20 protein-coding genes are annotated in these 23,052 nt (G+C 45.0%); 5 read left to right on the forward strand and 15 right to left on the reverse strand.

Annotated features, from left to right (window positions below):
- Genes NFR57_RS06235 through thiI form a run of 3 tightly spaced genes read left to right on the forward strand, consistent with a single transcriptional unit; the run spans position 1 to position 2,983 of the window.
- Positions 1–714 carry a hypothetical protein gene (locus NFR57_RS06235; RefSeq protein WP_251182978.1) on the forward strand — a complete coding sequence of 238 codons (714 nt, stop codon included), beginning with the start codon at positions 1–3 and terminating at the stop codon, positions 712–714.
- Entirely contained in the window at positions 711–1,826 is a 1,116-nt protein-coding gene (locus NFR57_RS06240) for a cysteine desulfurase family protein (RefSeq protein WP_251182979.1), read from the forward strand. The genes NFR57_RS06235 and NFR57_RS06240 overlap by 4 nt, the downstream gene beginning before the upstream one ends.
- Positions 1,826–2,983, forward strand: a complete 1,158-nt coding sequence (gene thiI / locus NFR57_RS06245; protein WP_251182980.1) for a tRNA uracil 4-sulfurtransferase ThiI — start codon at positions 1,826–1,828, stop codon at positions 2,981–2,983. The genes NFR57_RS06240 and thiI overlap by 1 nt, the downstream gene beginning before the upstream one ends.
- Here the strand turns inward: thiI and NFR57_RS06250 are convergent.
- The 5 genes from NFR57_RS06250 to pta form a co-directional block, all read right to left on the reverse strand.
- A complete protein-coding gene (locus NFR57_RS06250; protein ID WP_251182981.1) occupies positions 2,939–4,945 on the reverse strand; it encodes a transglycosylase domain-containing protein in 2,007 nt (668 codons plus the stop codon). The two genes, thiI and NFR57_RS06250, sit on opposite strands and share 45 nt — an antisense overlap.
- Before the next feature lie 294 nt (positions 4,946–5,239).
- Positions 5,240–6,520, reverse strand: coding sequence for a tRNA (N(6)-L-threonylcarbamoyladenosine(37)-C(2))-methylthiotransferase MtaB (mtaB, locus tag NFR57_RS06255; RefSeq protein WP_251182982.1), 1,281 nt, complete (start codon positions 6,518–6,520; stop codon positions 5,240–5,242).
- Positions 6,517–7,227: an RsmE family RNA methyltransferase gene (locus NFR57_RS06260; protein WP_251182983.1), complete on the reverse strand. Its 711-nt coding sequence runs from the start codon at positions 7,225–7,227 to the stop codon at positions 6,517–6,519. Before NFR57_RS06260 ends, mtaB begins: the two co-directional genes overlap by 4 nt.
- Positions 7,224–8,132: a 50S ribosomal protein L11 methyltransferase gene (gene prmA, locus NFR57_RS06265; RefSeq protein ID WP_251182984.1), complete on the reverse strand. Its 909-nt coding sequence runs from the start codon at positions 8,130–8,132 to the stop codon at positions 7,224–7,226. The genes NFR57_RS06260 and prmA overlap by 4 nt, the downstream gene beginning before the upstream one ends.
- A 7-nt stretch (positions 8,133–8,139) precedes the next feature.
- Positions 8,140–9,138: a phosphate acetyltransferase gene (pta, locus tag NFR57_RS06270; RefSeq protein ID WP_251182985.1), complete on the reverse strand. Its 999-nt coding sequence runs from the start codon at positions 9,136–9,138 to the stop codon at positions 8,140–8,142.
- Between the two features lie 104 nt (positions 9,139–9,242).
- Here pta and NFR57_RS06275 point away from each other — a divergent pair, with 104 nt between their 5' ends.
- Positions 9,243–10,427, forward strand: a complete 1,185-nt coding sequence (locus tag NFR57_RS06275) for a nucleotidyltransferase family protein (RefSeq protein WP_251182986.1) — start codon at positions 9,243–9,245, stop codon at positions 10,425–10,427.
- Entirely contained in the window at positions 10,424–10,885 is a 462-nt protein-coding gene (locus tag NFR57_RS06280; RefSeq protein ID WP_251182987.1) for a hypothetical protein, read from the forward strand. Before NFR57_RS06275 ends, NFR57_RS06280 begins: the two co-directional genes overlap by 4 nt.
- Here the strand turns inward: NFR57_RS06280 and NFR57_RS06285 are convergent.
- From NFR57_RS06285 to spoIIAB, 10 genes are all read right to left on the reverse strand, one after another.
- Entirely contained in the window at positions 10,878–13,196 is a 2,319-nt protein-coding gene (locus NFR57_RS06285) for an endonuclease MutS2 (RefSeq protein ID WP_251182988.1), read from the reverse strand. The two genes, NFR57_RS06280 and NFR57_RS06285, sit on opposite strands and share 8 nt — an antisense overlap.
- Positions 13,193–15,298 carry a peptidase U32 family protein gene (locus NFR57_RS06290; protein ID WP_251182989.1) on the reverse strand — a complete coding sequence of 702 codons (2,106 nt, stop codon included), beginning with the start codon at positions 15,296–15,298 and terminating at the stop codon, positions 13,193–13,195. The genes NFR57_RS06285 and NFR57_RS06290 overlap by 4 nt, the downstream gene beginning before the upstream one ends.
- Positions 15,298–17,667: a phenylalanine--tRNA ligase subunit beta gene (pheT, locus tag NFR57_RS06295; protein ID WP_251182990.1), complete on the reverse strand. Its 2,370-nt coding sequence runs from the start codon at positions 17,665–17,667 to the stop codon at positions 15,298–15,300. Before pheT ends, NFR57_RS06290 begins: the two co-directional genes overlap by 1 nt.
- 12 nt (positions 17,668–17,679) lie before the next feature.
- Positions 17,680–18,699 (reverse strand): phenylalanine--tRNA ligase subunit alpha, encoded by a 1,020-nt coding sequence (locus NFR57_RS06300; RefSeq protein WP_251182991.1) that lies wholly within the window; start codon positions 18,697–18,699, stop codon positions 17,680–17,682.
- A gap of 294 nt (positions 18,700–18,993) precedes the next feature.
- Positions 18,994–19,671 carry a sporulation protein YunB gene (gene yunB, locus NFR57_RS06305; protein WP_251182992.1) on the reverse strand — a complete coding sequence of 226 codons (678 nt, stop codon included), beginning with the start codon at positions 19,669–19,671 and terminating at the stop codon, positions 18,994–18,996.
- 37 nt (positions 19,672–19,708) lie between these two features.
- The gene (locus NFR57_RS06310; RefSeq protein ID WP_251182993.1) at positions 19,709–20,083 is read right to left on the reverse strand and encodes a SpoVA/SpoVAEb family sporulation membrane protein; all 375 of its coding nucleotides are present in this window, start codon (positions 20,081–20,083) and stop codon (positions 19,709–19,711) included.
- Between the two features lie 3 nt (positions 20,084–20,086).
- Positions 20,087–21,091, reverse strand: a complete 1,005-nt coding sequence (gene spoVAD, locus NFR57_RS06315; protein WP_251182994.1) for a stage V sporulation protein AD — start codon at positions 21,089–21,091, stop codon at positions 20,087–20,089.
- Positions 21,092–21,198: 107 nt separating this feature from the next.
- Positions 21,199–21,672: a SpoVA/SpoVAEb family sporulation membrane protein gene (locus NFR57_RS06320; protein WP_251182995.1), complete on the reverse strand. Its 474-nt coding sequence runs from the start codon at positions 21,670–21,672 to the stop codon at positions 21,199–21,201.
- Positions 21,673–21,910: 238 nt separating this feature from the next.
- Positions 21,911–22,627 carry a sigma-70 family RNA polymerase sigma factor gene (locus NFR57_RS06325; protein WP_251182996.1) on the reverse strand — a complete coding sequence of 239 codons (717 nt, stop codon included), beginning with the start codon at positions 22,625–22,627 and terminating at the stop codon, positions 21,911–21,913.
- Positions 22,606–23,052, reverse strand: a complete 447-nt coding sequence (gene spoIIAB / locus NFR57_RS06330; protein WP_420840778.1) for an anti-sigma F factor — start codon at positions 23,050–23,052, stop codon at positions 22,606–22,608. Before spoIIAB ends, NFR57_RS06325 begins: the two co-directional genes overlap by 22 nt.

Raw genomic sequence — 23,052 nt, forward strand, 5'->3', positions numbered from 1 at the left:
ATGGAAATGTATTATGAACAAAATGTAGTCAACAACAATATCGACGAACGCGCAAAAAAGACAAAAACTCTTGTCATTGCGCGATCGGTATGCTTTATGTTGGGATTGTTTATTCTCATATCGAGCGCGATTATGATAACATTTTTTTGGGTGTTCTTGCTGTTGGCAATCCCATTTTTTATCGCCGCGCTGTTTTTGGGGCATATTAACAAGCGAAACAATACCGAATACGATTACGTCCTCGACGACGAAAATTTAAGGATTTCCGAAATTTATTACAGACAGCGTCGCAAACTCAAACATACAATAAGACTTCGGAATATCGAATCGGTGGGCGTATTCGATTCCGACGGGTATAAAAAAGTAGAACGAACGGCGGATAAGAAAATTCTTGCGCTTGTCAATTATGACGACGAGCAAAACGTTATATATATATTGTTCCGCTCCGACAAAGGTCGCAGAATTATTTTTATAGAACCCGATCTCGGTTTTATCATGGCATTGCGCAAAGTGGTTTCCGCGCTTACCGTTTTTGATAAAAGTATATCGGATTACGAAAAGCGTTTACATCAAAAAGCGGAGGACGAAAAAATCGCGGCAACAACTCGCAACGATGATGATAGCGATTTATCCGATACCGAGAGTAACGACGACAGCGACGATAACAATGCGGAAACAGAACAAGATAACGACGGGGAAGCTGTAACCGAATGATTTACCTTGATAATGCCGCAACGACAAAGGTTTACGACTGCGCGGTAAAAGCGGCGTGTGCCGCAATGAGCGTAAATTTTTATAATCCAAATACAACATACAAAAGCGGAGTTTTAGTACGCGAGTGTATAGAGAACGCGCGCAACCAAATCGCGGCGTCTATCGGAGCGCACGCTTCCGAGATAGTATTCACTTCTTGCGCAACAGAATCCAACAACTGGGTTTTTTCATGCGGAATTAAAAACAAAAAAGGCAACGTTATAATTTCCGCAGGCGAACACTCTTCCGTATACGAATCGGCAATGCAACTCAAAAGCCGAGGCGTAGATGTCCGCACTGCGCCGATTACGCGCGACGGGATTGTTGACGAATCCGCACTGTTAAATCTGATTGACGAAAATACGGCGTTAGTTTCGCTTATTCATGTCAGCAACGAAACAGGTGCGGTAAATCCTATAAAAAGATTGACAAAGTTAATCAAATCAAAATCGCCGCGCGCACTGGTACACAGCGACGGGGTTCAAGGTCTTGTCAAGACAGGCGAACCTATATCCGATTTAGGTGTGGATTATTACAGCGCAAGCGCGCACAAACTCGGCGCGCCCAAAGGGATAGGACTGCTTTATATTCGTCAAGGTTTAAATGTCGCGCCGCTGTTGTACGGTGGCGGACAGGAACGCGGATTGCGGTCGGGAACGCAAAATACGCCCTATATTTCGGCTTTTGCCGCCGCGGTAACGGAATTTAAACACCTCGCCAATATCGGCGAAATTACTCGATTGCGGAACGAACTGTGCGTTTTTTTTGTTGCAAACGGGTGTAAAATAATAGGTCAATCGCAAAACAGCGGATATATTCTGTGCGTAAGTATACCTGATGTTAAAGCCGAAATACTGCAAAATATCGCGCATGATAACGGCGTAATAATAGGCAAAGGCGCGGCGTGTTCGGGATCTAAACGCGGTAATCGAGTATTGAGCGCAATGGGGCTTAACGCCAAAGAAATAGAGAGCTGTGTACGAATAAGTTTAGCCGCCGACACATCGCGTGAAGAAGCAATGGAAGCGGCAAAAATAATAATTCAAGCGGCTAACCAAATAAGGAGTTTATAATGTCGGAAAACGTCGTACTTATAAGATACGGTGAACTTTATCTAAAAGGCAAAAATAAAGATTATTTTGAAAACATGCTTAAAGATAACATACGCGCAAAGTTGAGCGATATATCTTGTAAGCTGTACTTCGGGCGTGGGCGTTATGTCGTTAAAGAATACGCAATGTGCGACGAAAACGCTGTAATAGACAGATTAAAACACGTTTTCGGCGTTCACTCCGTGTCGGTTGCAAAACGTTGCGGATATGATTTTAATGAAATTGTAGAACTCGCATTGTCCGTTATGCCCGATAAAGGTACTTTCAGAGTTTCTGCGCACAGATCGTATAAAAAATATCCGCTCGATTCTTTGCAAATAAACATGCAACTCGGCGAAAAAATATTACAGGCAAAGCCGCAACTGACGGTCGATTTGCACGCACCCGATTACGTACTGCATGTTGATGTGCGAGAAAACGGCGACGTGTATTTATATCGCGATGCAATTCGTTGCGCAGGTGGCATGCCTTACGGAACAGGCGGGCGAGGGCTGTTGCTTTTGTCTGGCGGTATAGACAGCCCTGTTGCCGGATACATGCTTGCCAAACGCGGCATGAGCCTAACCGCATTGCATTTTCACTCGTACCCGTACACTTCGCAAGCCGCAAAAGAAAAAGCGGTTGATTTGGCACGCATATTAGGCGAATTTTGTCCGCACATCAAATTAAAATGCGTATCGCTCACTGAAATTCAGCAAACAATCCACAAACAGTGTAAACCCAACTACATGATTACGCTTGTACGCAGATTTATGATGCGAATAGCGCAACGGGTAGCGGCAGAAAACGGTTGCGGGTGCATAATAAACGGCGAAAGCCTCGGACAAGTAGCGAGTCAAACTTTGGAGAGTATAACCGTTACCAATGCCGTTGTCGATTTACCCGTATTCCGTCCGTTGATAGGCATGGATAAGGACGAAATAATCGAGATTGCGGAGAAAATAGGCACGTTTAAAAAATCAATAGAGCCTTATGAAGATTGCTGTACCGTTTTCTTACCGGATTTTCCGCTTATAAAGCCCACTATTGAAAAAGTGGAAGAGCAGGAAAGTCGCATAGAAAACTATAATGCTTTAATCGACGCCGCTATCGAAAATATCGAAACGGTCGAAATCTGATTGTTCGTCGCTATTCCATAGGTTGCTGTCGTAATAATCGACAATATCTATATTTTTACGGATAGGCAAATGTCGCTTTGAAAGCAACGCTCGACTACGGTAGCGCGGCGGTAATAACGGATCCGCTAAATACACGTTGTGCGAATTTTTTAATTCTAAATTATCTATTTCATAATACGCAACGGAATCGGGCATATCAAAAGGTATGTCGGATTTAATTGAGCCTTGCTCGCAAATTTCTCTTATTAACGCGCTACACGTTGCGCCTGTAACGCTGTTTTCGAGCGGTTTTTCATTTGCGCCGAACCAAACGGCAACTGTATGTTTAGGCGTGTATGCAATGCAATAACAGTCCGTGTTGCCGTCTTTATCGCCGTTAGTACCTGTTTTTGCCGCAATAATTCCCGAATATTTAAGTTTTTTTGCGGTACCGTTTACGGCACATTCACGCAACATGTCGGTGAGCAAGTACGCCGTATCGTCGCCGACGGCGCGCCTCGCTGTATCATTTACAGTGTGTCTTACAACATTGCCTTCCGTTGCCGACTGAAAATAATGAATATCGGAATACACTCCGCCGTTAGCAAGGGTTCTGTATGCGTTAGCAAGCTCTAACAACGTTACGCCTTTTTCCATGCCTCCAAGAGCGATAGGCAACGATATATCCGAATTGGAAAACGGCAATCCGAACGATTTGGCAATCGCTACGGAATTTTCTATACCGTTTTGTCGTAACAGCTTAACCGCGGCAATATTGGAGGAATAAATAAGACACTCTTTAAGCGAAATATACCCGCGATAAACGTCTTTATAATTGGCGGGCGAATAGTCGCCGAATGTTGTCGGCTCGTCACAAATTTGCGAAAGGGGATTTAATCCGTTTTCTAAAGCCGGAGCGTATGCGATAAACGGCTTAATTGTGCTTGCGGGAGAACGTTGGGGGTTTAAATATCCCGAAGTATTTGTTTCGTCGCACTTTATTCCGCCGCTCGCATTATCCAAAACGACTATGCGCACATGTCCGTCTATATCGGTATTTTTTATAACTGTTCTAACCGCCGAAACAATAGTCGGATCGTAAGTTGTTTTAAAAGTGTAGTTGTTTATAAACAACGATTTTTCACTGCATTTCAGTTCTTTACCAGCGCTGCGTAATAGCCCCGCGACAAATTGATTTTGTTTGTCCTTGTTAAAAACAATTTCTTCCGATACAGCGTCGTCATATTCGGATTGCGATATAAATCCTTGCTCACGCATTTGCTTTAATACAAGTATTTTTCTGCGCGTCAAGTTGTCGAAATTGTTATAAGGACTGTATTTTGTGGGATTATTTATGACGGAAGCTAACGCGGCAGACTGGGCGAGCGTAAGCTCCGAAGCGGGCTTATCGAACATAACGCGGCTTGCAGTGCCCAAGCCGCGAATGCCCGAACCGAAATACAAAATATTAAAATAACTTTCGAGTATTTGATTTTTATCGTAAATGCGTTCGAGCTTGCGCGCTAACCGCATTTCGTTAATCTTGCGTTTTATCGTTTTTTCATTAGATAAATGAGTATTCTTTATTAGCTGTTGCGTTATGGTTGACGCGCCTTCTTTAAATTTGCGCGATTTAATATTGTACAGAAGCGCCGACGCCATGCGCTTATAATCAATCCCGCTGTGTCGATAAAATCGCTTATCCTCGATTGCTATAAACGCATTTACAGTATGCGGCGACAGATCGTCAATTTTGACGTACAGTTTGTTGTTATCGTAAAGCGCGTCGTCTATGGGGTTGCCGTTTACATCTAAAATTGTTACAGTCCGCGAATACGACGTTAATTGTTCAAGATTTAAATCGGGTGAGTTAAACATATTTACATTAGGGCTTATTACAATAAAGAAAAATCCTACCGCGATAGCAACAGTAATGATAAACGCAATCACACATATAATCGAAATCTTCGCGGCTTTTTTCATATAGATAGTATCTTGTACAAAAGCGTTTTTATGTAATGCAAAACAATATAAAACAAAGATAATAATTTGTCGAAATCACAATAAAACTTATCACATATTATAGTAAATTACAGTGATATTCAAGAATCGCGCAATTCATATAGCAAGTCCTATTCAAAACAACCAATCACTTCGCAAAAGCTGTCTTTTGCGAAGTGATTGATAGATTGTTCCAAAACATTTGACAACTGCCCTGTTTGTTTTGCTTATATCGAATTTTGTTAATCAAGCTGTTTTCCATCTATATAAATAAGTTTATATCGGTTCGCCGATAACTCCGTCTTTATAGAGTTTTAACAACTTAATATCGTGAATATCGTTACACGGCGCATTAGAATAAACCTTGATATAGTTGGGCGTATATCCTACATTGTATCCGTTTTCAAAATCCTCCACATACACCGACGCAACCGTATTTAAATTATCGAATAAAAACGCTGACTTTAATCGGCTCTTTATTTCAAGCAATTTATTAACGCGCGCTTTGACGTTTTCGGGCGGAAGCGTTTTATATTTTTTATGAGCCAACGTTCCCGTTCGACTGCTATATGGGAAAACATGAATATCCGAAAACGCGCACTTTTCTATAAAGCGGCAACTCTCTTCAAACAAATCTTCTGTTTCCGTCGGAAATCCGACAATCACATCGGTCGTAATACCTGCATTAGGAAAATATCGGCGTATCAATTTAACTTTACTATAATAATACTCGCAATCATATCGCCTATTCATGGACTTTAAAACAATGTCGCTACCGCTTTGCAATGACAAATGAAAATGCGGGCAATAACCACCTTCTCTCATGGCGCATAAAACTTCGTCTGTCACAGCCTCACACTCCAATGAACCCAATCTTTTTCTCGCAGGAATTCCGCTCAATGCGTTTAATAGCTCCGCAAGCGACGACCCGTTGTCTTTACCGTAAGCGGAAATATCGATACCTGTAATAACTAATTCTTTAGATTCATTTAGTTTACACTCTTTTAATATATCGTCAATACCCCTCGACCTACTCCTACCTCGCAAATATGGAATTATGCAGTATGAACAAAATCTGTTACAGCCGTCCTGTATTTTAACAAATGCCCTTGTTCTTTCATATTTCGGATATTGTTCATAGCAATAACCCGACATGTTTATATTAAACTCGGTATTTTGATATAGTATTCTATCTGATATAGTATTATATTTGGGTGTATTTTTAATGTTTTTTATCGATTTGAGCGCAAAATCGGATTTATTTGACGTGCCGCCTATTGCGATCACGTTGTTTTGCGCAAACTTATTAGCGTTATTTTGTGAGCTACATCCCACTACTATTATATTGCATGTCGGATTTATTTTGCGCATTTTAGACAGATATTGGCGCGATTTTTTGTCTGCTTCCGCTGTTACGGAACAGGTATTTAAAATATAAACGTCGGCAGGTTCAAGTCCTTCCGACGCGTTTATATTCTTTGATTTAAGCGTTGCGACAATAGACGCGCTTTCGCATTGATTGACTTTGCAGCCGAGCGTAACAACTTTTACTATCAAAGATTCCACTCTCCCATTTCATAATAGATTGCTGACAATGTGGAAATTGCCGCGGTTTCGGCTCGCAATATCCGTGCACCGAGCGTTACCGATTTCGCGCCGACGGCAGTTAATTTATTCTTTTCGTCCTCGGTTATACCGCCTTCCGGACCTATAAAAACCGCAATGTCAGACTTTTCGGTGTTTATAGCGTCTTTCAGTTTACCGTGCAATTCCCTTTCCCACGGAAATATCAAGTATGAATTTGCGGCACGATTTAGCAAATCATCAAAAGATATGGCTTGTTCTATAATCGGTACGCGACTTCTTCCGCACTGTTCGCACGCAGATATAGCGATTTTATTTAATCTGTCGTGATTAAGCGTTACACTGTGTTGCGTGTACGCCGAATAGACAGGCACTATTTTGTTTACACCCAATTCCGTTGTTTTCTGAACCGCGAGTTCAAATCTGTCTTGTTTTATAACGGACAAATAAAGCGTTACGTTTATAGCTGTTTCGCCGACATTTTCCGCACTGTCGAGAACATCCAAAAGCGTTTTATCTTTTTTGATTTCTTTGACTTTGCAAGACAATTCGACGCCGCGGCCGTCAAAAACAGTTATATAATCGCCTGCACGTATGCGCAACGCGTATGCCGCATGCGTATGCGCGTCGCCTGTCAATTCTACACACGATTTATTTAAGTTGGGCAAATAAAATCTCATAATTTAAATAAGTATGCTCTCCATTCGTTTTTCTGTGCGGACTCTACAAGCGTAAAATCTCGTAAGTATTCCGACTTAACAAGTTCGGCTTTATCGGATATTATTCCGCTGATAATCGCATATCCGCCCTTATTGAGCGCGCCTTTAATAACTTCTTTAACGGAAATAAGCACCTCTGCCGTAATATTAGCCAGTACGACGTCCGCAGGCTCTTTTATTTCTCTTACGTCGCGTAAAAATACGGAAGGATTGTCTATGCCGTTAATTTGACAGTTGTACCGAGTTGCCGCAATCGCTTGTTCGTCCGTATCGGCAAATAGCACCGATTTCGAGCCAAGCGCAGTTGCGCATACGCCGAGTATACCGCTACCGCATCCGAAATCCAAAACGCGTTTTTCTTGTAATGGGATGCGTTGCATAAGGTCGATACACATAGAAGTTGTTTCGTGCATGCCTGTGCCGAACGCCAATCCCGGATTAAGTTTTACCGGAATGTCGCCGCATGTCGGCTTATATTCAATCCATTCTGGAACGATTACGATATTGCCTATATTAAACGGCTTGTAGTATTTTTTCCACTCGTTTTCCCACTCGACAGAATCGATTATTTCAACGGATATTTTCAAACCCGAAAAGTCCGCCCAATTTTCGGATTTTAAAGCGTCAATTTTTGCTAAAACCGTAGTTTCGTCTGTTTCCGTGGTAAAAAATCCGCTTACAAAGCACCCGTCGGTCGGACTGAACAATGCGGCATCGGCATAATCCCAACGCTTTTCGTCGAGCACTTGACGGATATTATCGTAATCGTCAAATACTTCGCCCATGCTCCCCGCTTCGTGCAATGTGTAAGCGACGATTTCGGAAGTTTCCGACGTACACGTAATTGTAATTTTTTTAAACTTCATAAACAGTTTATTTGTTTATAACGCTTTGTAAAGCCGTCATTGCGACAACGTTTACAACGTCCTCGCTACTGCAACCGCGCGACAAATCGTTTACGGGGCTGTTGAAACCTTGGCAAATTGGTCCGATTGCCTCGGCGCCCGCCAAGCGTTGGACGAGTTTGTAACCGATATTACCGGCTTGCAAATCGGGGAAAATAAGCACGTTTGCTTTGCCTGCAACGGTGCTTCCGGGCGCTTTTAAATCAGCGACAGTAGGAACAAGCGCGGCGTCGGCTTGGAGCTCGCCGTCAACTTGCAAGTCGGGGCGCGTCGATTTGACTATTTCGAGCGCGGCTGTAACTTTATCTACCAACTCGCTCTTTGCCGAACCTTTCGTCGAGAACGACAGCAGTGCAACTTTGGGCGATATTCCCGCAATGGCAACCGCGCTGTCCGCCGAAGCAATAGCTATATCCGCAAGCTGATTGGAGTCGGGATTGGGATTGACCGCGCAATCGCCGAAAACCATTACGCCGTTTTCGCCGTACTTGGAGTTTTTATCGAGCAACATAATAAAGCACGAACTTACTGTTTTAATCCCGGGCGCGGTTTTTATTATTTGTAGCGCGGGGCGCAAAACGTCGCCCGTTGCGTTTACGGAACCCGCGACCATGCCGTCGGCTTCCCCGCTCTTAATAAGCAACACGCCGAAATACAGCGGATTTTTAGCGAGTTTTCGCGCGGTTTCTATATCCATGCCTTTCGCCTTGCGAAGTTCGTACAGCATTTGCGCATACGGTTCGATATTCATTTCGGCAACGTTCATAATTTTAACGCCGTCGAGGTTTGCGCTCGGGCATTTTTCCGCAATGACTTTGGGATTGCCTATAAGTATGATTTTGGCAATGCTTTCCGCTTGAATTTTCGCCGCGGCGGTAATTATGCGCGGTTCTTCGCCTTCCGCCAAAACAATAGTTTTTTGCAAAGCCTTTGCTTTTTCGCGCACCGAATTCAATAAATCGTTCATGATTCCTCCGATTTGTATTTACAATGTCATATTTTTGTGATACAATTACATGTATCGACAAATAATATTATACTCTGTTTAAATTATAAAGTAAAGTAATTATCATGAAAAATTGCGCCATAGTATGCGAATACAACCCTTTTCACACGGGGCACAAATATCAATTAGACTGCGTTCGCGAATTAGTCCCGAACAATATTTTTTGCGTAATGAGCGGGGCGTTCGTTCAGTCCGCAACGCCTGCGTTTTGCGAAAAATCATTGCGCGCGGAGTGCGCTTTGCTCGGCGGAGCGAACGCGGTTATTGAACTTCCCGCGGTTTACGCCACCGCGAGCGCGCAAGCGTTTGCAGAAGGCGCGCTAAAAATAATATCGGGTATAAAAAATATTACGCACATGGCCATGGGCGCAGTTTCCGATAGCTCCGATATTCTTAAACTTGCCGATATTAAGATAAAACACGCCTCGCAGTTTTCAACCGAACTGAAAAAGCATTTGAAAAGCGGTAAAAGCTATAATGCGGCGAACGCGCAGGCTTTTGCCGCGCTTTGTGAAACTATTTACGGCGGACAGTGCAATGCCGCGCAAATACTGACCGACCCTAATGCAATTCTGTGTATAGAATACATCTGCGCGATTGATAAATATGCGGCGAACATCGAGCCGTTAATTATAAAGCGACGCGGAGAACAATACAATTCCGATAACCGTAACGGCGATTATTTATCCGCAACGGCTATTCGTAATGCCGAAATCGACGGCAAGCTGAATTCCGTAAAAAAATATATTCCATATAAGTTCGACGAAATTGCTGCTTGGCGCAATTACCACGCGCCCGATATAAATTGCTATAAAAGCATGGCTGTGTACGCGCTTAAAACTTCGTCGCCGAACCAAATAAAAAATCTTCGTAATTGTTCCGAAGGCATGGAATTTTTGCTGAAAGATATGTCTAATCTGTACGATTTTGACGAATATATCGATAAGGCAATCGGAAAACGATATTCAAAAAAACGACTGTACAGACTGTTTTTTGACTTACTATTGAATATAGATAAATCGACGACAGAAAAAAAGTTTTGCACAAGGCTATTGGCATGTAAAAATGATTTTGATTTTACACTGCTTCCCTCTTGCGTAAAAACAAACAACGCCGACATAAAATCCTCCGCAGAACATGACAGCGACGTCCGCGCCGTACTCGATATAGATTTAAAAGCAACCGCGCTATTCAACACTTTATGCCGGCTTAACGGCGACTATTTTAATTATTCGCTTATTAAATTATGAACGATAATTTCACTGAAGATCTGTTGTTTAGACTTACAAACTCATGCAAATCGAGCGCACTTTACGCGTATGTTGCAGAGGCTGTCACAAAGCATTTTAAAAGCATGCACTATCTGTCGAGCACGCTTATTTGCGATTGCGTTTTGGCAAACCTCGCTTTTAACGAGCAAATCACGCACCAATCGGCAGACGAAATTATTACGTGTTTCAGGCGCAAACACAAATCTTTATATACGACCGTTGCCGAAGTATACAAATATATCGCCGACGATTTTGACGATTACGCGCAATCGGTGCTCTGCGCCGATTATAATTCGGTGCGCGCTATAAATATGCCGACCGCCAATTACATAGTGTACGTTATTTCCGTTGATATAAAATCAAACCGCAAATTCGATCGTCGCGAACCGTTTATAAGCGCTTTCGGTTACGAATACTTTTTTGACGACGTTACTTAATTTCGACTATAGTGACGCCTGTGTCGCCCTCGCCGTATCTTCCGTATCTATAAGACTTAACGCGCGATTGTCGTTTTAAAAACGATTGTATGCCCTTACCGAGCGCACCCGTGCCCTTGCCGTGGACAATACGCAACACGCTGTGCGGCGCAATATCCGATAGTATGCGATCTATTTCTCCGACAGCCTCGTCCACAGTCAAACCCAACATCATAACTTCTCTGTTTTCGGGTTCGATTTCACGTTTATTGTTTTGCTTGTTCGGCGCTTTTTGCCGCTCGTTAATCAATGACAGTGACGCTATCGGAATTTCGGTTTTAATCGAGCCGACGGCGACGACCGCTTTATTTCCGCGCAACGATCCCGCAATTACGCCCTCTTTATTCAAGCCTGAAATAAACACGCGCGTACCGATTTTCAATTCGTTTGGATTGGGCGGAGTATTGGATATAACCGGCTTAACTTCGTCAACAGGCACTCCGTCGTATATTTTTTTAGACGATTTGCGCGCATTAAATAATGCGGTTTCATTGGCAGTTTTTAACTGTTCTTTAATTTCTTCGATAATGCTTTCCGCCTGCTCCGCATATTCGTCCGCTTTGCGTTTTATAATAATGCGCGCATTGTCGTTAATTTCCGCAAGTTTATTTTCGTATTCGGATTTTAGCTTACTCGTTTTTGCGGCTTGCTCGCTTGCCTGCGTAAGCGCCGCTTCCGCTTGCAGTTTTTCTTCATACAAACTGTTGCGCAACTTTTCGACTTCGCGCATGACTTTATCGAATGCAATTTTTTCGGCGCTCAAAGCGCGCTTTGCGTCTGCGATTATGTCCTTGCCCAAACCGAGCCGTTCGGCTATTTCCAACGCATAGCTCGATCCCGATACGCCCTGCAAAAGTCTGTACGTCGGTTTTAGATTTTCGCTGTCGAATTGCATGCTCGCATTGGCAACGCCGTCGCAAGCGAGCGCAAACTCTTTTACTGAATTAAAATGCGTCGTAACGACAGCCGTTGCCTGTGCGGTCAACAGTTTTTTAATAATCGCAACGGCAAGAGCGGCGCCCTCGTCGGGATCAGTTCCGTCGCCTACTTCGTCCAAAAGCACAAGCGAGCTTTTGTTCATATTGGAAGTAATTTTGGCAAGGTTTGTCACGTGCGCCGAAAATGTACTCAACGATTGCGCAATGCTCTGCGAATCGCCTATATCGCAATAAATATCGTCAAACACGCTCATTTCGCTTCCGTCAAGAACGGGTATAAACATGCCGCACATTGTCATTAACGCAAACAGCCCGACGGTTTTAAGCGCGACGGTCTTACCGCCCGTATTCGGACCGGAAATCAATAAAATTCTTTTGTCGTTTAAATCTATATCAACTGGAACAACCGAGTTTGTATCTATAAGCGGGTGGCGCGCGCCTTTTAGCGTAATTTTGCCGTCGATGTTGACAATAGGACGGCAAGAATCAGTTTTTTTCGCATACTCGGCTTTCGCAAATATAACGCCGCACTCCGTTAAAACATATTGACTTTGCACAAGCGCGTCGGCATTTGTCACTACTTTTTTGCTCAACGCGCAAAGAATACGCTCGATTTCGTTAAATTCTTCCGTTTTAAGCGTGATAAGCTCATTATTCGCTTCCACAACGGCAAACGGTTCGATAAACACGGTAGAGCCCGAAGCCGATACGTCGTGCACCAATCCTTTAACGTTTGAACGACACTCCGACCGCACAGGCAAGACGTACCGCCCGCCGCGCAAAGTGACGATGTTATCTTGCAAATATTTACTGAATTCGCTCTGCCTTGTATAGCTGTCGAGTTTATCTTTAAGCCGAGCGTTGGCACGCAAAATAGCGCGCCTGACCGACGTAAGTTTTTCGCTCGCACTGTCTTTGATTTCCGTTTCGTTTTCTATGGCGTTGCGTATATCGTATTCGAGTTCGGCGCATACGCTCGCTTCCGACGTAATGTCTTTAAGCGAATCGCACCCGTCCGTATACTCGACGCAATCTTTAAGGGCGCGCAACACGACAATAACGTTTCCTACTTTTAATAACTCTTTGGGCGATAGTGTTGCGCCGACTTTCGCTTTGCTCAATATAGGTAAAATATCGTCAAAAGCAAAACTAGGACTATGCGATGCAAGCACGGTAACCGCGTCGTTTGTCTGCGTCAATAACTTATTCACAACCGATTCATCGTTATTCGGCAGTGTGTTGCGAATTTCGTCGGCAACCACATCGGACGATGCAAGCTCGGCTATTCGACCGAGAATAATATTAAATTCAAGATTTTTGTAAATATCCGTCATTTTAAACCTTTTTTAATGTTGCCGCGCGTAAACGGTCCGATATACTCCGAATCGAGTACCGATTTAATAGTTTTTCCGTCAACAGCAGTGCAATCGTAAAACTTATGTGCATTTTTAACATCTGGCAAATAGTGCGGAACGCAATTCAATAATTGCCAATAGCAATTAGCCGCTTTATATCTTCGCAACTCGAATTTGCGCCCGCTCTCGTCTGTCAACTCGTCTTTGCCCGAACAGTTTACGCATTTTCCGTGCGGACAATGGCATAGCGTCATAACAGGCGCATACCCGAACACATACGTAAAGCCGCCGTTTGTGTCGTCGGCTTCAAACGAACGAATATGATTAAACTCGCAGTCGCCTATAATATTATGCCCCGTACCGAGTAAAATAGGTTTGTCCGTCAGTTTTAAAGTGTACAAATTGTTGGAAATCACGCCGAATATGCCGTCGCGGTCAATCGCTTGTTCCAATATTCGCCTATCCTCGCCGCGCATGGTTATGGGCATATTAAGCAAAATAGGCTTGTCTATTCCACGCGGAATGTCAAAGCGAGCATAATCGGACGGATTTATAGAAATATAATCGACCTTTGACAAGATATGTTTATCGAGCAAACTCGTATCGCCGACTTGCAATATAACGCCCTTGCCGTCGAACCGATTAAAAGACAACCCGTCGAACCTGCCGTCGGAGCGAGCAATGCGATAGCTGCTTAATATCTTCGCCTTATGCTCGGCGTATGCTTTTCGGCGCAATTCGTTCAATGCTGATACGGGCATAAACGCATTGCCGTCTGTTTCTACTTCTATATGCGGAGAAAACGGATAATCTGACACTTTTAAAAACGTTCTTGTTATATCGTCAACCGTTATCCCGCGCGTAATCGCGCTTGACAGTTTTGCTTCCCCGACAGTCTTTGTTGTTACTCCGTAGGAAGTAACCGTTACTTCGGGAACGTGACCGACAAACATATTTATTTTAACGTTTATATCGATGTCGCGGCGAGCAGCTTTAACAGATTTTGCCAATGCTCCGTCGAGAGTGCGGCGCAGTTCGTCGCCTATTTTACATTGTCCGTCGCTTACAATCCCGCCGTTTCTGACGGTAGCGCCCGCGACCTCTTTGCCGTTACGCATTACTTTAAAACCGTCTGCATTATCGGGAACAAAGTTTTTGACAAAAAGTTGTTTGCCGCTAATCTTGTCTATTTTGCCGATAAATTTACCGATATTCGATTGCGTTTGCGGATATACGACGTTGAATGCCGCGTCTTTGGTCATGTATGCCGAACAATAATCGCCGCGGTTAAACACGGCTTTTAGCATGTCTTTCGCTTTATCCGTCGGCATGTCTGACTTATAAACGCCGACGGCGTTGTATGCGTATTCCGCGGAGCGCATGCGCCCTTCAATCTTGATTGCATCCACGCCGAGGTCTTTAAGTTCGTTCAGCTCATCGTACAGACACAAATCCTTTGCCGATAAGTAATACCCGCGATTGCCGTGAAACATATACGGTTTACGACACAGTTGCATGCACTTTCCGCGGTTGCCGCTGTACGACGAAGCGAGCGACGAAAAATAACAGTTACCCGAAAAACATATACACAGCGCGCCTTGTACAAAATACTCTATTTCTATTCCCGTCTTTTTGATTTCGGCAATGTCTTTGGGTAACGTTTCACGCGCAAGCACGGCTCGCATAATACCCAAATCGCGCAACGCTTGCGCGCCCTCTGCGTTGTGTACGCCCATTTGCGTGCTGGCATGCAAAGTCAGTTCGGGGATATGTCGCTTTAATTGCTTAATAAACCTTAAATCCTGTACGATTGCCGCATCTACACCGACATTATACGCATATTCGGCGGCTTGTATCGCCTTGTTCATTTCGTCGTCTTTAATAAGCGTATTTAGCGTTATAAACACTTTCACGCCGTACAAATGCGCAAACTCGACGGCGTTTTTAAGTCCGACGTCATCAAAGTTTTCCGCTTTTGCGCGCGCGCCGAAAAGCGGCATACCGAGATATACCGCATCGGCGCCCGCAAACACGCTTGCGCGCAAGCCGTCCGCGCTACCCGCAGGGGCTACGATCTGCATCAGCGCAGTTTTGCGCCGAACTTTGTCGCCGCATTATCAATAACGGAATTCATTATATTTTTAATTTCAGCATCCGAAAAAGTATTTACAGTGGGTTGTAAGCGCATAGAGAACGCAACGCTCTTGTATCCTTCTTCAATCTGCGCGCCGTCGTAAATGTCAAACAGTTTTACTTGGGCTATATACGGACTGACCGACTTAACGTCGTTAAGCATGTCGCCCACCGCAACATCTTTTTTGACGACAAGCGCCAAATCGCGATCTACGGGTTGAAGTTTGGATATAGGCATGTATTGCGCAAGCGCGATAGGACGATTGAGAGCGTCCGTCAAATCTAATTGCGCGACATATACATTATTGGGCAAGTTATAGTTTTCGCATACGAGCGGATGCAATTTGCCGAAATCCCCGCTCACTCCGTCGCAGCTTACATGTAAACTTTGTTTTGGATGTAAATACGAACATTTGCAAGCCGAATATTCGGGCATGCCGAATACGTTTGCCAATTCGCCGACAATGGCTTTGAGCGTATAGAAATCGCCGTCGTTGCACAGCGCAACGCATATAACGTCGCGTTCTTGCGGCAAATCGGTTATAGGCAACTCATTTGTTATAAACGTCTTACCGAGTTCGTAAAAACGCATTACGTCGTTTTTGCGCGCACAGTTTCGCGCTATGGAATTAAGCATGGAAGAAATAAGCTGCGTTCTCATAACCGATATATCGCGGCTTAACGGATTTTTAATGGGAATACACCGTCGCATTGCGTCGTTACCGTCAAGCAAAAGTTTATCCGCTTCGTCGGGAGAAATAAACGAATAGTTTAAGATTTCGTCCGCGCCGAGCGCGCGCATAACCGATTTGACGGTTTCTATATTGTCGTCGTGCACGTTTCTTCCGCCTGATGTTTGGTGCGTGTTTTCGGAATTTGTAGACACTATGTTTTCATATCCGTAAAACCGCATTATGTCCTCGGCGAGATCGGGATAACCGTCAATATCTTCACGCACAAGCGGAACGGTGCAGATAAGAGTATTGGCTGCTGTTCGCACTTGGAATCCTTGTTTTTTCAGTATCGATATTATAATTTTTTTGTCGATTTCGATACCGAGTAGCGAACAAATTTGATCCGTTGTCGTTACTATTTGCTTTTCGACGGGTTGTTCCGTACTATCATAGACTATGTTGGAACATATATTTCCGCATTTCAACTGATCGATGAGCGCAAGAGCGCGGTTTGAACCCAATTCAACCGATTGCCAATCGACGCCCTTTTCGTATCGCGCGGAAGAATCCGAGCGCAAGCCTATTTTACGCGACGTGCGTCTTACGTTACTGCGTTCAAACCGCGCGGCTTCCAAAAATACGTCTTGGGTATCGGGAAAAATGCTCGTATACTCCCCGCCCATAATGCCTGCTATGGCAAGCGGCTTGCACGTATCGGCGATTACAAGAATGTTATTCACGTCGTATTTCTTGCCATCGAGCGCGGTAATACGTTCTCCGTCGCGACCTTTTCTTACTATAACTTTGTCCTGTATGAACTTTTTATCGAACGCATGCAAAGGTTGTCCGAATTCCAAAAGAACGTAGTTTGTAATGTCAACAAGATTGTTTATTGGGCGTATTCCGCACATGCGCAATCTGTCGCGCATCCACTTCGGCGATTTTTCTATTTTAACATTGCATATAGCGCGCCCGATATACCGACTGCAAAGCTCTTTATTTTCTATGGTTACGGGCGGCATATCGCAAATGCAACGGCATTTATATGTCAGTTTGGGCATTACGAATTTTTTATCGAGCAAAATAGATATTTCGCGCGCGATATTAACTATTGCTTGACAGTCCGGGCGATTTGCCGTAATCGAAACATCGAGAACGGTATCGTCCAATCCGAGAGTATGCAAAATATCGTCGCCTATTACGCTGTCGTCGGGCAAAATCAATATTCCGTCTACGCTCGCGCCCTCGATAATATCGTCATCCACGCCGAGTTCGCTACCGCCGCACAGCATGCCGAAACTGTCCACGCCGCGCAACTTTGCTTCGGATATTTTTTTACCGTCGGGCAAAACCGCGCCGACTGTCGCAACAGGCACGTAATTTCCTAACTTGACGTTTTGCGCGCCCGTCACGATTTGCACGTATTTTTCGCCTATATCTATATTGCAAACCCACAGCTTGTCCGAATTGTCGTGGTGCACAATGTTCATTACGCGCCCGACCACTACGCCGCTTATGTCGTTGCGCGGCGCAATGATTTCTTCGACTTCAAATCCTATCGAAAGCAGTTTATCGGAAAGCTCCTGCGGCGTCACGTCGCCTATATCGACATAATCTTTTAACCAACTCAAAGGCAATTTCATACGTAACTCCTCCTATTTAAACATGTGCAGAAAACGCACGTCGTTTTCCCACAACAGCTTAATATCGTTAATCGCGCACTGTATCATGGTAATTCTGTCAAGCCCCATGCCGAACGCAAAGCCGCGATATTCGTCGGGATCGATACCGCAGTTTTCCAGCACTCTGCGATTGACCATGCCCGCGCCCAAAATTTCTATCCAGCCCGTATTTTTACAAACGCGGCAACCGTCGCCGTGGCAATTGAAACAAGATACGTCTACTTCGACGCTCGGCTCGGTAAACGGGAAATAACTCGGTCTGAACCGAATTTTTGTTTGTTCGCCGAATATGAATTTCGCAAAACCTTCGAGCGTGCCTTTAAGATCGCAGAGCGTAACGTTTTTATCGACAACCAATCCCTCCATTTGGTGGAACACGGGCGAATGCGTGGAGTCGTCGTCGTTGCGGAACACGCGCCCGGGACAAATCATTTTTATGGGCGGTTTGAATTTTTCCATTAACCGAATTTGCCCGCTCGAAGTTTGCGTGCGCAACAAAATATTGTCGTTTATAAAAAACGTGTCTTGCATATCGCGCGCGGGATGATCTTGCGGCACGTTGAGCGCTTGAAAATTATAATAGTCAGTTTCTATTTCGGGGCTGTCGTAAACTATATAGCCGTTGCCGATAAAATAATCGGTCAAGCGATTTCTCACCTGATTAAGCGGGTGCCGCGCGCCCACCGCGTGTAGCGGTTTGTCTATTGACAAATCGATGCTTTCCGAATCGAGTTCCGCTTCTATCGCGAGCCTGTGCAGTTCCTTTTCTTTTTCGTCACACTTTGCGACAAGCTCGACGCGCAGGTCGTTAATTTCTTTGCCCGCTTGCGGTTTTTCCTCGGGCGGTAGATCTTTGAGCGACTTCATAAGTCCCGTAAGCACGCCCGCTTTACCGAAAAGATACGTTTTGAGCGCCGCGAGATCTCGTTCCGACTTGGCGTGTATTGCTTCCAACTTTTTCAAAGCGTCCGCACGTATTTCGTTAAGTTTCATATTGCCTCCGTAAATTTAATACAAAAACGCCCCGATTGGCATCGGGGCGTCAAAAAAACGCGGTACCACCCGAATTGGGTCTTATTATGCACGTAACGCGGCACACGCCGTAGCTTACAATTTCTCTCGGCAACGGTGCTCGTGCGGTGAATATCTTAAAACGCATACCGCCTTTCAGCCGTGAGCGGTTCTCTGTTAGCGCGTTCGTCTTGTGCCGCACTCAAACGCATCTTATTTTCTTTATTGTAACACAAATATTAAAATTGCGCAATTATTTTCAATCACAATTTTCGGTTATTTTACGACGAGATCGAGCATGTCGCCCACCGTCGAAGAGTGCAAGTACGTAGGCGGCACTTCCCCGACTATAATCATTTCGCTCATCAATACTTGCGTAGACGTTTTTATAGTGGACGGAAGCCCGGGAACGGCGACCGCTACCGAACCCGCTATGTTTATGTACAGTCTATGCAAAGTTTGATTTATTCCCGCCGAGGTAAACATCGAAATAATTTGCGTTTGCGTGGAGCCTACAAGATATATTTTGATATTTATATCGGGTCCCAAACCTGTGAATAAAGTTACGCCGCTTAAAGACCCGACGGGTATTTTAATCCCGTCGTTGCCTATTTCGTTTATACGTTTTTGTGCGGACAGCGTAATTTTTTGCGCCAAATCGTTAATAGCGGCGGTGTTCATGTCTACGCTCTTGATGTTTTGTTTGTCGTCGCGCGTTACTTTTAAATACTCGACGGACGAATTTTCGCTCATAACGTCCAGCACCGAGGAGCTTACCGCGTCGGTCGTCAACGCGCGGATTCGCTCGTTGGAAATGGTGACAATCATGGGGTTTACATTGCTTTTAATAAATATGCAAACTGCGGCGATGATTGCGCCTATAATCAAAAGCGCAACAAACAACTTCTTTCGTTTGCTGCGCTTGCGCTTGACTATCTTACACCCTCTGTTCACAAATAATATATATGCAAATACACGGCAAATTGATACCTTATTTGGCGCGAGGACTGAATACCAACGTCACGATATAGCTCATAACCACAGCCACGCCGACGCCGTATGCCGTGCGCACAAGCCCGCCTGCGAACGCCCCTACAAACCCGACGGAACGCGCCATGTCTATCGAACCTTTTGCAAGCGACGCGCCAAACCCGACAATAGGAACGCTTATACCCGCTTGGCATACTTTGAAAATAGTGTCGTAAACGCCGATACCCTCTAAAATAATTCCCGCAATCAGAAAAATTACCAAGATGCGCGCAGGCGTCAATTTGGTACGCACTATCAATAATTCGGCTATTGCGCACAGCGTTCCGCCCGTGGCAAACACCGTTGCGTAAGTTCCTATCGTTTGCAAAACCGCCATAATCTATTTCCCTCCGAACGGGCTTTCTACAACTACCGCGTGCGAAATACACGGAATTGTTTCGCCCTGATAACAACTTTGAGTGCTCATCAGCGCGCCCGTAGCAAGATACGCGACGCGTTTATATTCGCCGTTGGACAGCTTGTCCATTATAAATGAGTTAAAAATCGTAGCCGAACAAGCGCAACCGCTGCCGCCCTGATAGCATTTTTGATTGACGTCATAAATGATATTGCCGCAATCGATATAATTTTGCCCCAACCGAATACCGCGTTTGCGCATTAGGTCGCGCAAAATATCCGAGCCGAGTTTGCCGAGATCGCCCGTAACAATCAAATCGAAATCGTTTTCGTTATAACCCGATTGCGTAAACAGCGTAAACATAGTATCCATTGCGGCGGGCGCCATTGCCGCGCCCATGTTATTTAAATCGTTCACGCCGTAATCGGTAATAAGTCCAGGGATTGCCATAACGAGTTTGGGAAAACGCTCGGTCGCTTCCGTGTTTTTGGATATAACGGACGCCGCCGCGCCCGTAACCGTCCACTGCGCATAGGGCGGACGTTGACAGCCGTATTCCAACGGGTAACGGAACTGCCGCTCCGCCGTTGCGAAGTGACTGGACGCCGCACAAATCACGTTGGTAAAATATCCGCTGTCCACAAGCGTCGCGGACAACATAAGCCCTTCCGTCATGGTGGAACACGCGCCGTAAATGCCGATATGCGGCACGCCTATATCGCGCGCGGCGTAACTCGACGTCGTCATCTGGTTGAGCAAATCGCCCGACACCATTACGTCAATATCCTCTATTTCGAGCTTTGCGTCGCGCACCGCGCCGCGCACGGCGGTATCCAGCATGCGAATTTCGGCGCGCTCGAAAGTTTTTTCGCCCATCTTATCGTCTGTTTCGCATTTATCGAAATACTTGCCGACGGGTCCTTTTGATTCTTTATTGCCGACAACGCTCATTTTTCCGACAATGCGCGGAGTATTGAAAAACCGCATAATTCTCGGACGTTTGGAAAACTCGGTAGGCGGCGGAAATGTCGCAGCATTAAAAGCGTTTAACGCCTCCGGTTCGCTTCTTTTATTTCGCTTGAAAATTGACATGTTTAATACATCCCCAATATCCACAGATTTATCAGCCCCGCGAGGCTTGACCAAACTATGCCGTTTACGACAACCGGTCCGACAACGGAAAAAAGTTTGACGCTCGTGCCGAAAATAAGCCCTTCGGTCTTAAACTCCATGGACGCGCTCGCCATAGCGTTGGCAAAACCAGTTATAGGCAAAAACGAACCCGCGCCGCCCTGTCGTGCTATTACGTCGAAAAAACCCAAACCCGTAAACAGTATTGCTACGGTTACTAAAATCATAGACGTAATATTGGCAACCATATCTTTCGACATTGCCGGCGAAATAAGCATAATTATATCGCCAATGCCTTGACCGATAACGCAAGTTGTACCGCCCACGGCAAAGCTGTGAAACAACGCTTTGGGAATACTTGTTTTGGGCGTAACGGTATCTACATACTTGTTATACCGCTCGTTTCTTTGTTTGATCGCGTTAGAACCTTCCGCCATAAAGCTCTCCTTACCGATTGATTTTCTCTCGAGTTTTGCCCTGCCGCGCCCATTGCTCGCGCTCCGTGACGGCTATAAGCCCCTCGCCTACACGTTCGCTGACGTTTCTCATATAACTAATTTGCCGAAAGGTGAAAAATATTATTCATTGCCGCCGCGCCGTATAAATTTTGCAAGCAAAAAACACGACATAACGCCGTGTTTAATTTACTTATATTCATTAAAAATTTAACCGATATTATTGCTCGCAGTATTCCGATCGTATTCTTCCGAGAATTTTGCTTTCCAGCCGAGAAATTTGCACCTGCGATACCGACAATACGCGCGCCACTTCCGACTGCGTTTTATCTGCGAAATAGCGAAGCAATATAATTTTTTTATCGCGCGGCGACAGTTCGTTTATTATTTTTTTAAGCATCATTTTATCGAGTTTTTCGTCCTCGTTTTCGGACGTTTGCAGTTTGTCAATAAGCGATTTGGAGTTGTCGTCGTTGCTGTCGTAAATAGATACGGGATACTTGCAAGAATCCATGATAAACACCGCTTCCTGCGGTTCCAAGTCGAACTGCTTGGCTATTTTATCGACCGTCGGGGATTCGCCGTGGTCGCGCTTGTATTCGTCAACAAATCGCGCAATTTTTATCGCGGCGGATTTAGTTCCGCGCGACACCTTAACGGGTCCGTCGTCGCGTAAAAATCGCTTGACCTCGCCCGCTATCATTGGCACGGCGTAAGTGGAAAACCTTACCTCATATTCGGTCGAAAAATTTTTGACCGCCTTAATAAATCCGACGCAACCGAGCTGATACAAATCGTCGTATTCCACGCCCTTGTTTTTGTAACGACGAATAACCGATTTAATCAACGGCGAGTTTAACGTAAGAAGTTGCTCGCTTGCCGATTTGTCGCCGCCCTGCGCCGCTTTAATAAGATTTAGCGTTTCTTCTTTTTCCAATCCGCACCTCTGATCGTCTTGGTCATTGAAACGACAGTGCCGTTAGGCGTGTTGGGTTCGACTTTCAGTTCATCCATAAAAGACTCCATTACAGTAAAACCCATACCGCTGCGTTCCTGTTCCGGCTTTGTGGTATAAAAAGGTTGCATCGCGTTTTCGATATTGTCGATGCCAATACCCTCGTCCGAAACGACGATATGTACGGACTCGTCGTCAATCGTGGTGACGACGGTAATCTTGTTGTTTTCCCCGCTCGGATAAGCGTGAACAATACTATTAGTAACCGCTTCCGATACGGCGGTTTTAATATCGTTAATTTGGTCAACCGTCGGGTCGAGCGCAACGCAGAACGCCGCAACAGTGTTGCGTGCAAACGCTTCGTTTTCGGACACGGCGTCAAATATGACCGTCATTTGGTTTTTCAT

The organism is Anaerocaecibacter muris (genome assembly GCF_943192945.1).
GTDB classification, from domain to species: Bacteria; Bacillota; Clostridia; order Christensenellales; family Pumilibacteraceae; genus Anaerocaecibacter; species Anaerocaecibacter muris.

Coding starts and splice junctions, on each gene's coding strand:
- NFR57_RS06300 (WP_251182991.1), bottom strand. CDS start 18,699: ATGAAACTTAACGAAATACGTGCGGACGCTTTGAAAAAGTTGGAAGCA.
- pheT (WP_251182990.1), bottom strand. CDS start 17,667: ATGAAATTGCCTTTGAGTTGGTTAAAAGATTATGTCGATATAGGCGAC.
- NFR57_RS06285 (WP_251182988.1), bottom strand. CDS start 13,196: ATGACGGATATTTACAAAAATCTTGAATTTAATATTATTCTCGGTCGA.
- prmA (WP_251182984.1), bottom strand. CDS start 8,132: ATGAAGTTTAAAAAAATTACAATTACGTGTACGTCGGAAACTTCCGAA.
- NFR57_RS06260 (WP_251182983.1), bottom strand. CDS start 7,227: ATGAGATTTTATTTGCCCAACTTAAATAAATCGTGTGTAGAATTGACA.
- NFR57_RS06240 (WP_251182979.1), top strand. CDS start 711: ATGATTTACCTTGATAATGCCGCAACGACAAAGGTTTACGACTGCGCG.
- NFR57_RS06250 (WP_251182981.1), bottom strand. CDS start 4,945: ATGAAAAAAGCCGCGAAGATTTCGATTATATGTGTGATTGCGTTTATC.
- NFR57_RS06235 (WP_251182978.1), top strand. CDS start 1: ATGGAAATGTATTATGAACAAAATGTAGTCAACAACAATATCGACGAA.
- NFR57_RS06290 (WP_251182989.1), bottom strand. CDS start 15,298: ATGCAGATCGTAGCCCCTGCGGGTAGCGCGGACGGCTTGCGCGCAAGC.
- NFR57_RS06280 (WP_251182987.1), top strand. CDS start 10,424: ATGAACGATAATTTCACTGAAGATCTGTTGTTTAGACTTACAAACTCA.
- pta (WP_251182985.1), bottom strand. CDS start 9,138: ATGAACGATTTATTGAATTCGGTGCGCGAAAAAGCAAAGGCTTTGCAA.
- NFR57_RS06310 (WP_251182993.1), bottom strand. CDS start 20,083: ATGGCGGTTTTGCAAACGATAGGAACTTACGCAACGGTGTTTGCCACG.
- spoIIAB (WP_420840778.1), bottom strand. CDS start 23,052: ATGAAAAACCAAATGACGGTCATATTTGACGCCGTGTCCGAAAACGAA.
- spoVAD (WP_251182994.1), bottom strand. CDS start 21,091: ATGCGGTTTTTCAATACTCCGCGCATTGTCGGAAAAATGAGCGTTGTC.
- thiI (WP_251182980.1), top strand. CDS start 1,826: ATGTCGGAAAACGTCGTACTTATAAGATACGGTGAACTTTATCTAAAA.
- NFR57_RS06275 (WP_251182986.1), top strand. CDS start 9,243: ATGAAAAATTGCGCCATAGTATGCGAATACAACCCTTTTCACACGGGG.
- NFR57_RS06320 (WP_251182995.1), bottom strand. CDS start 21,672: ATGGCGGAAGGTTCTAACGCGATCAAACAAAGAAACGAGCGGTATAAC.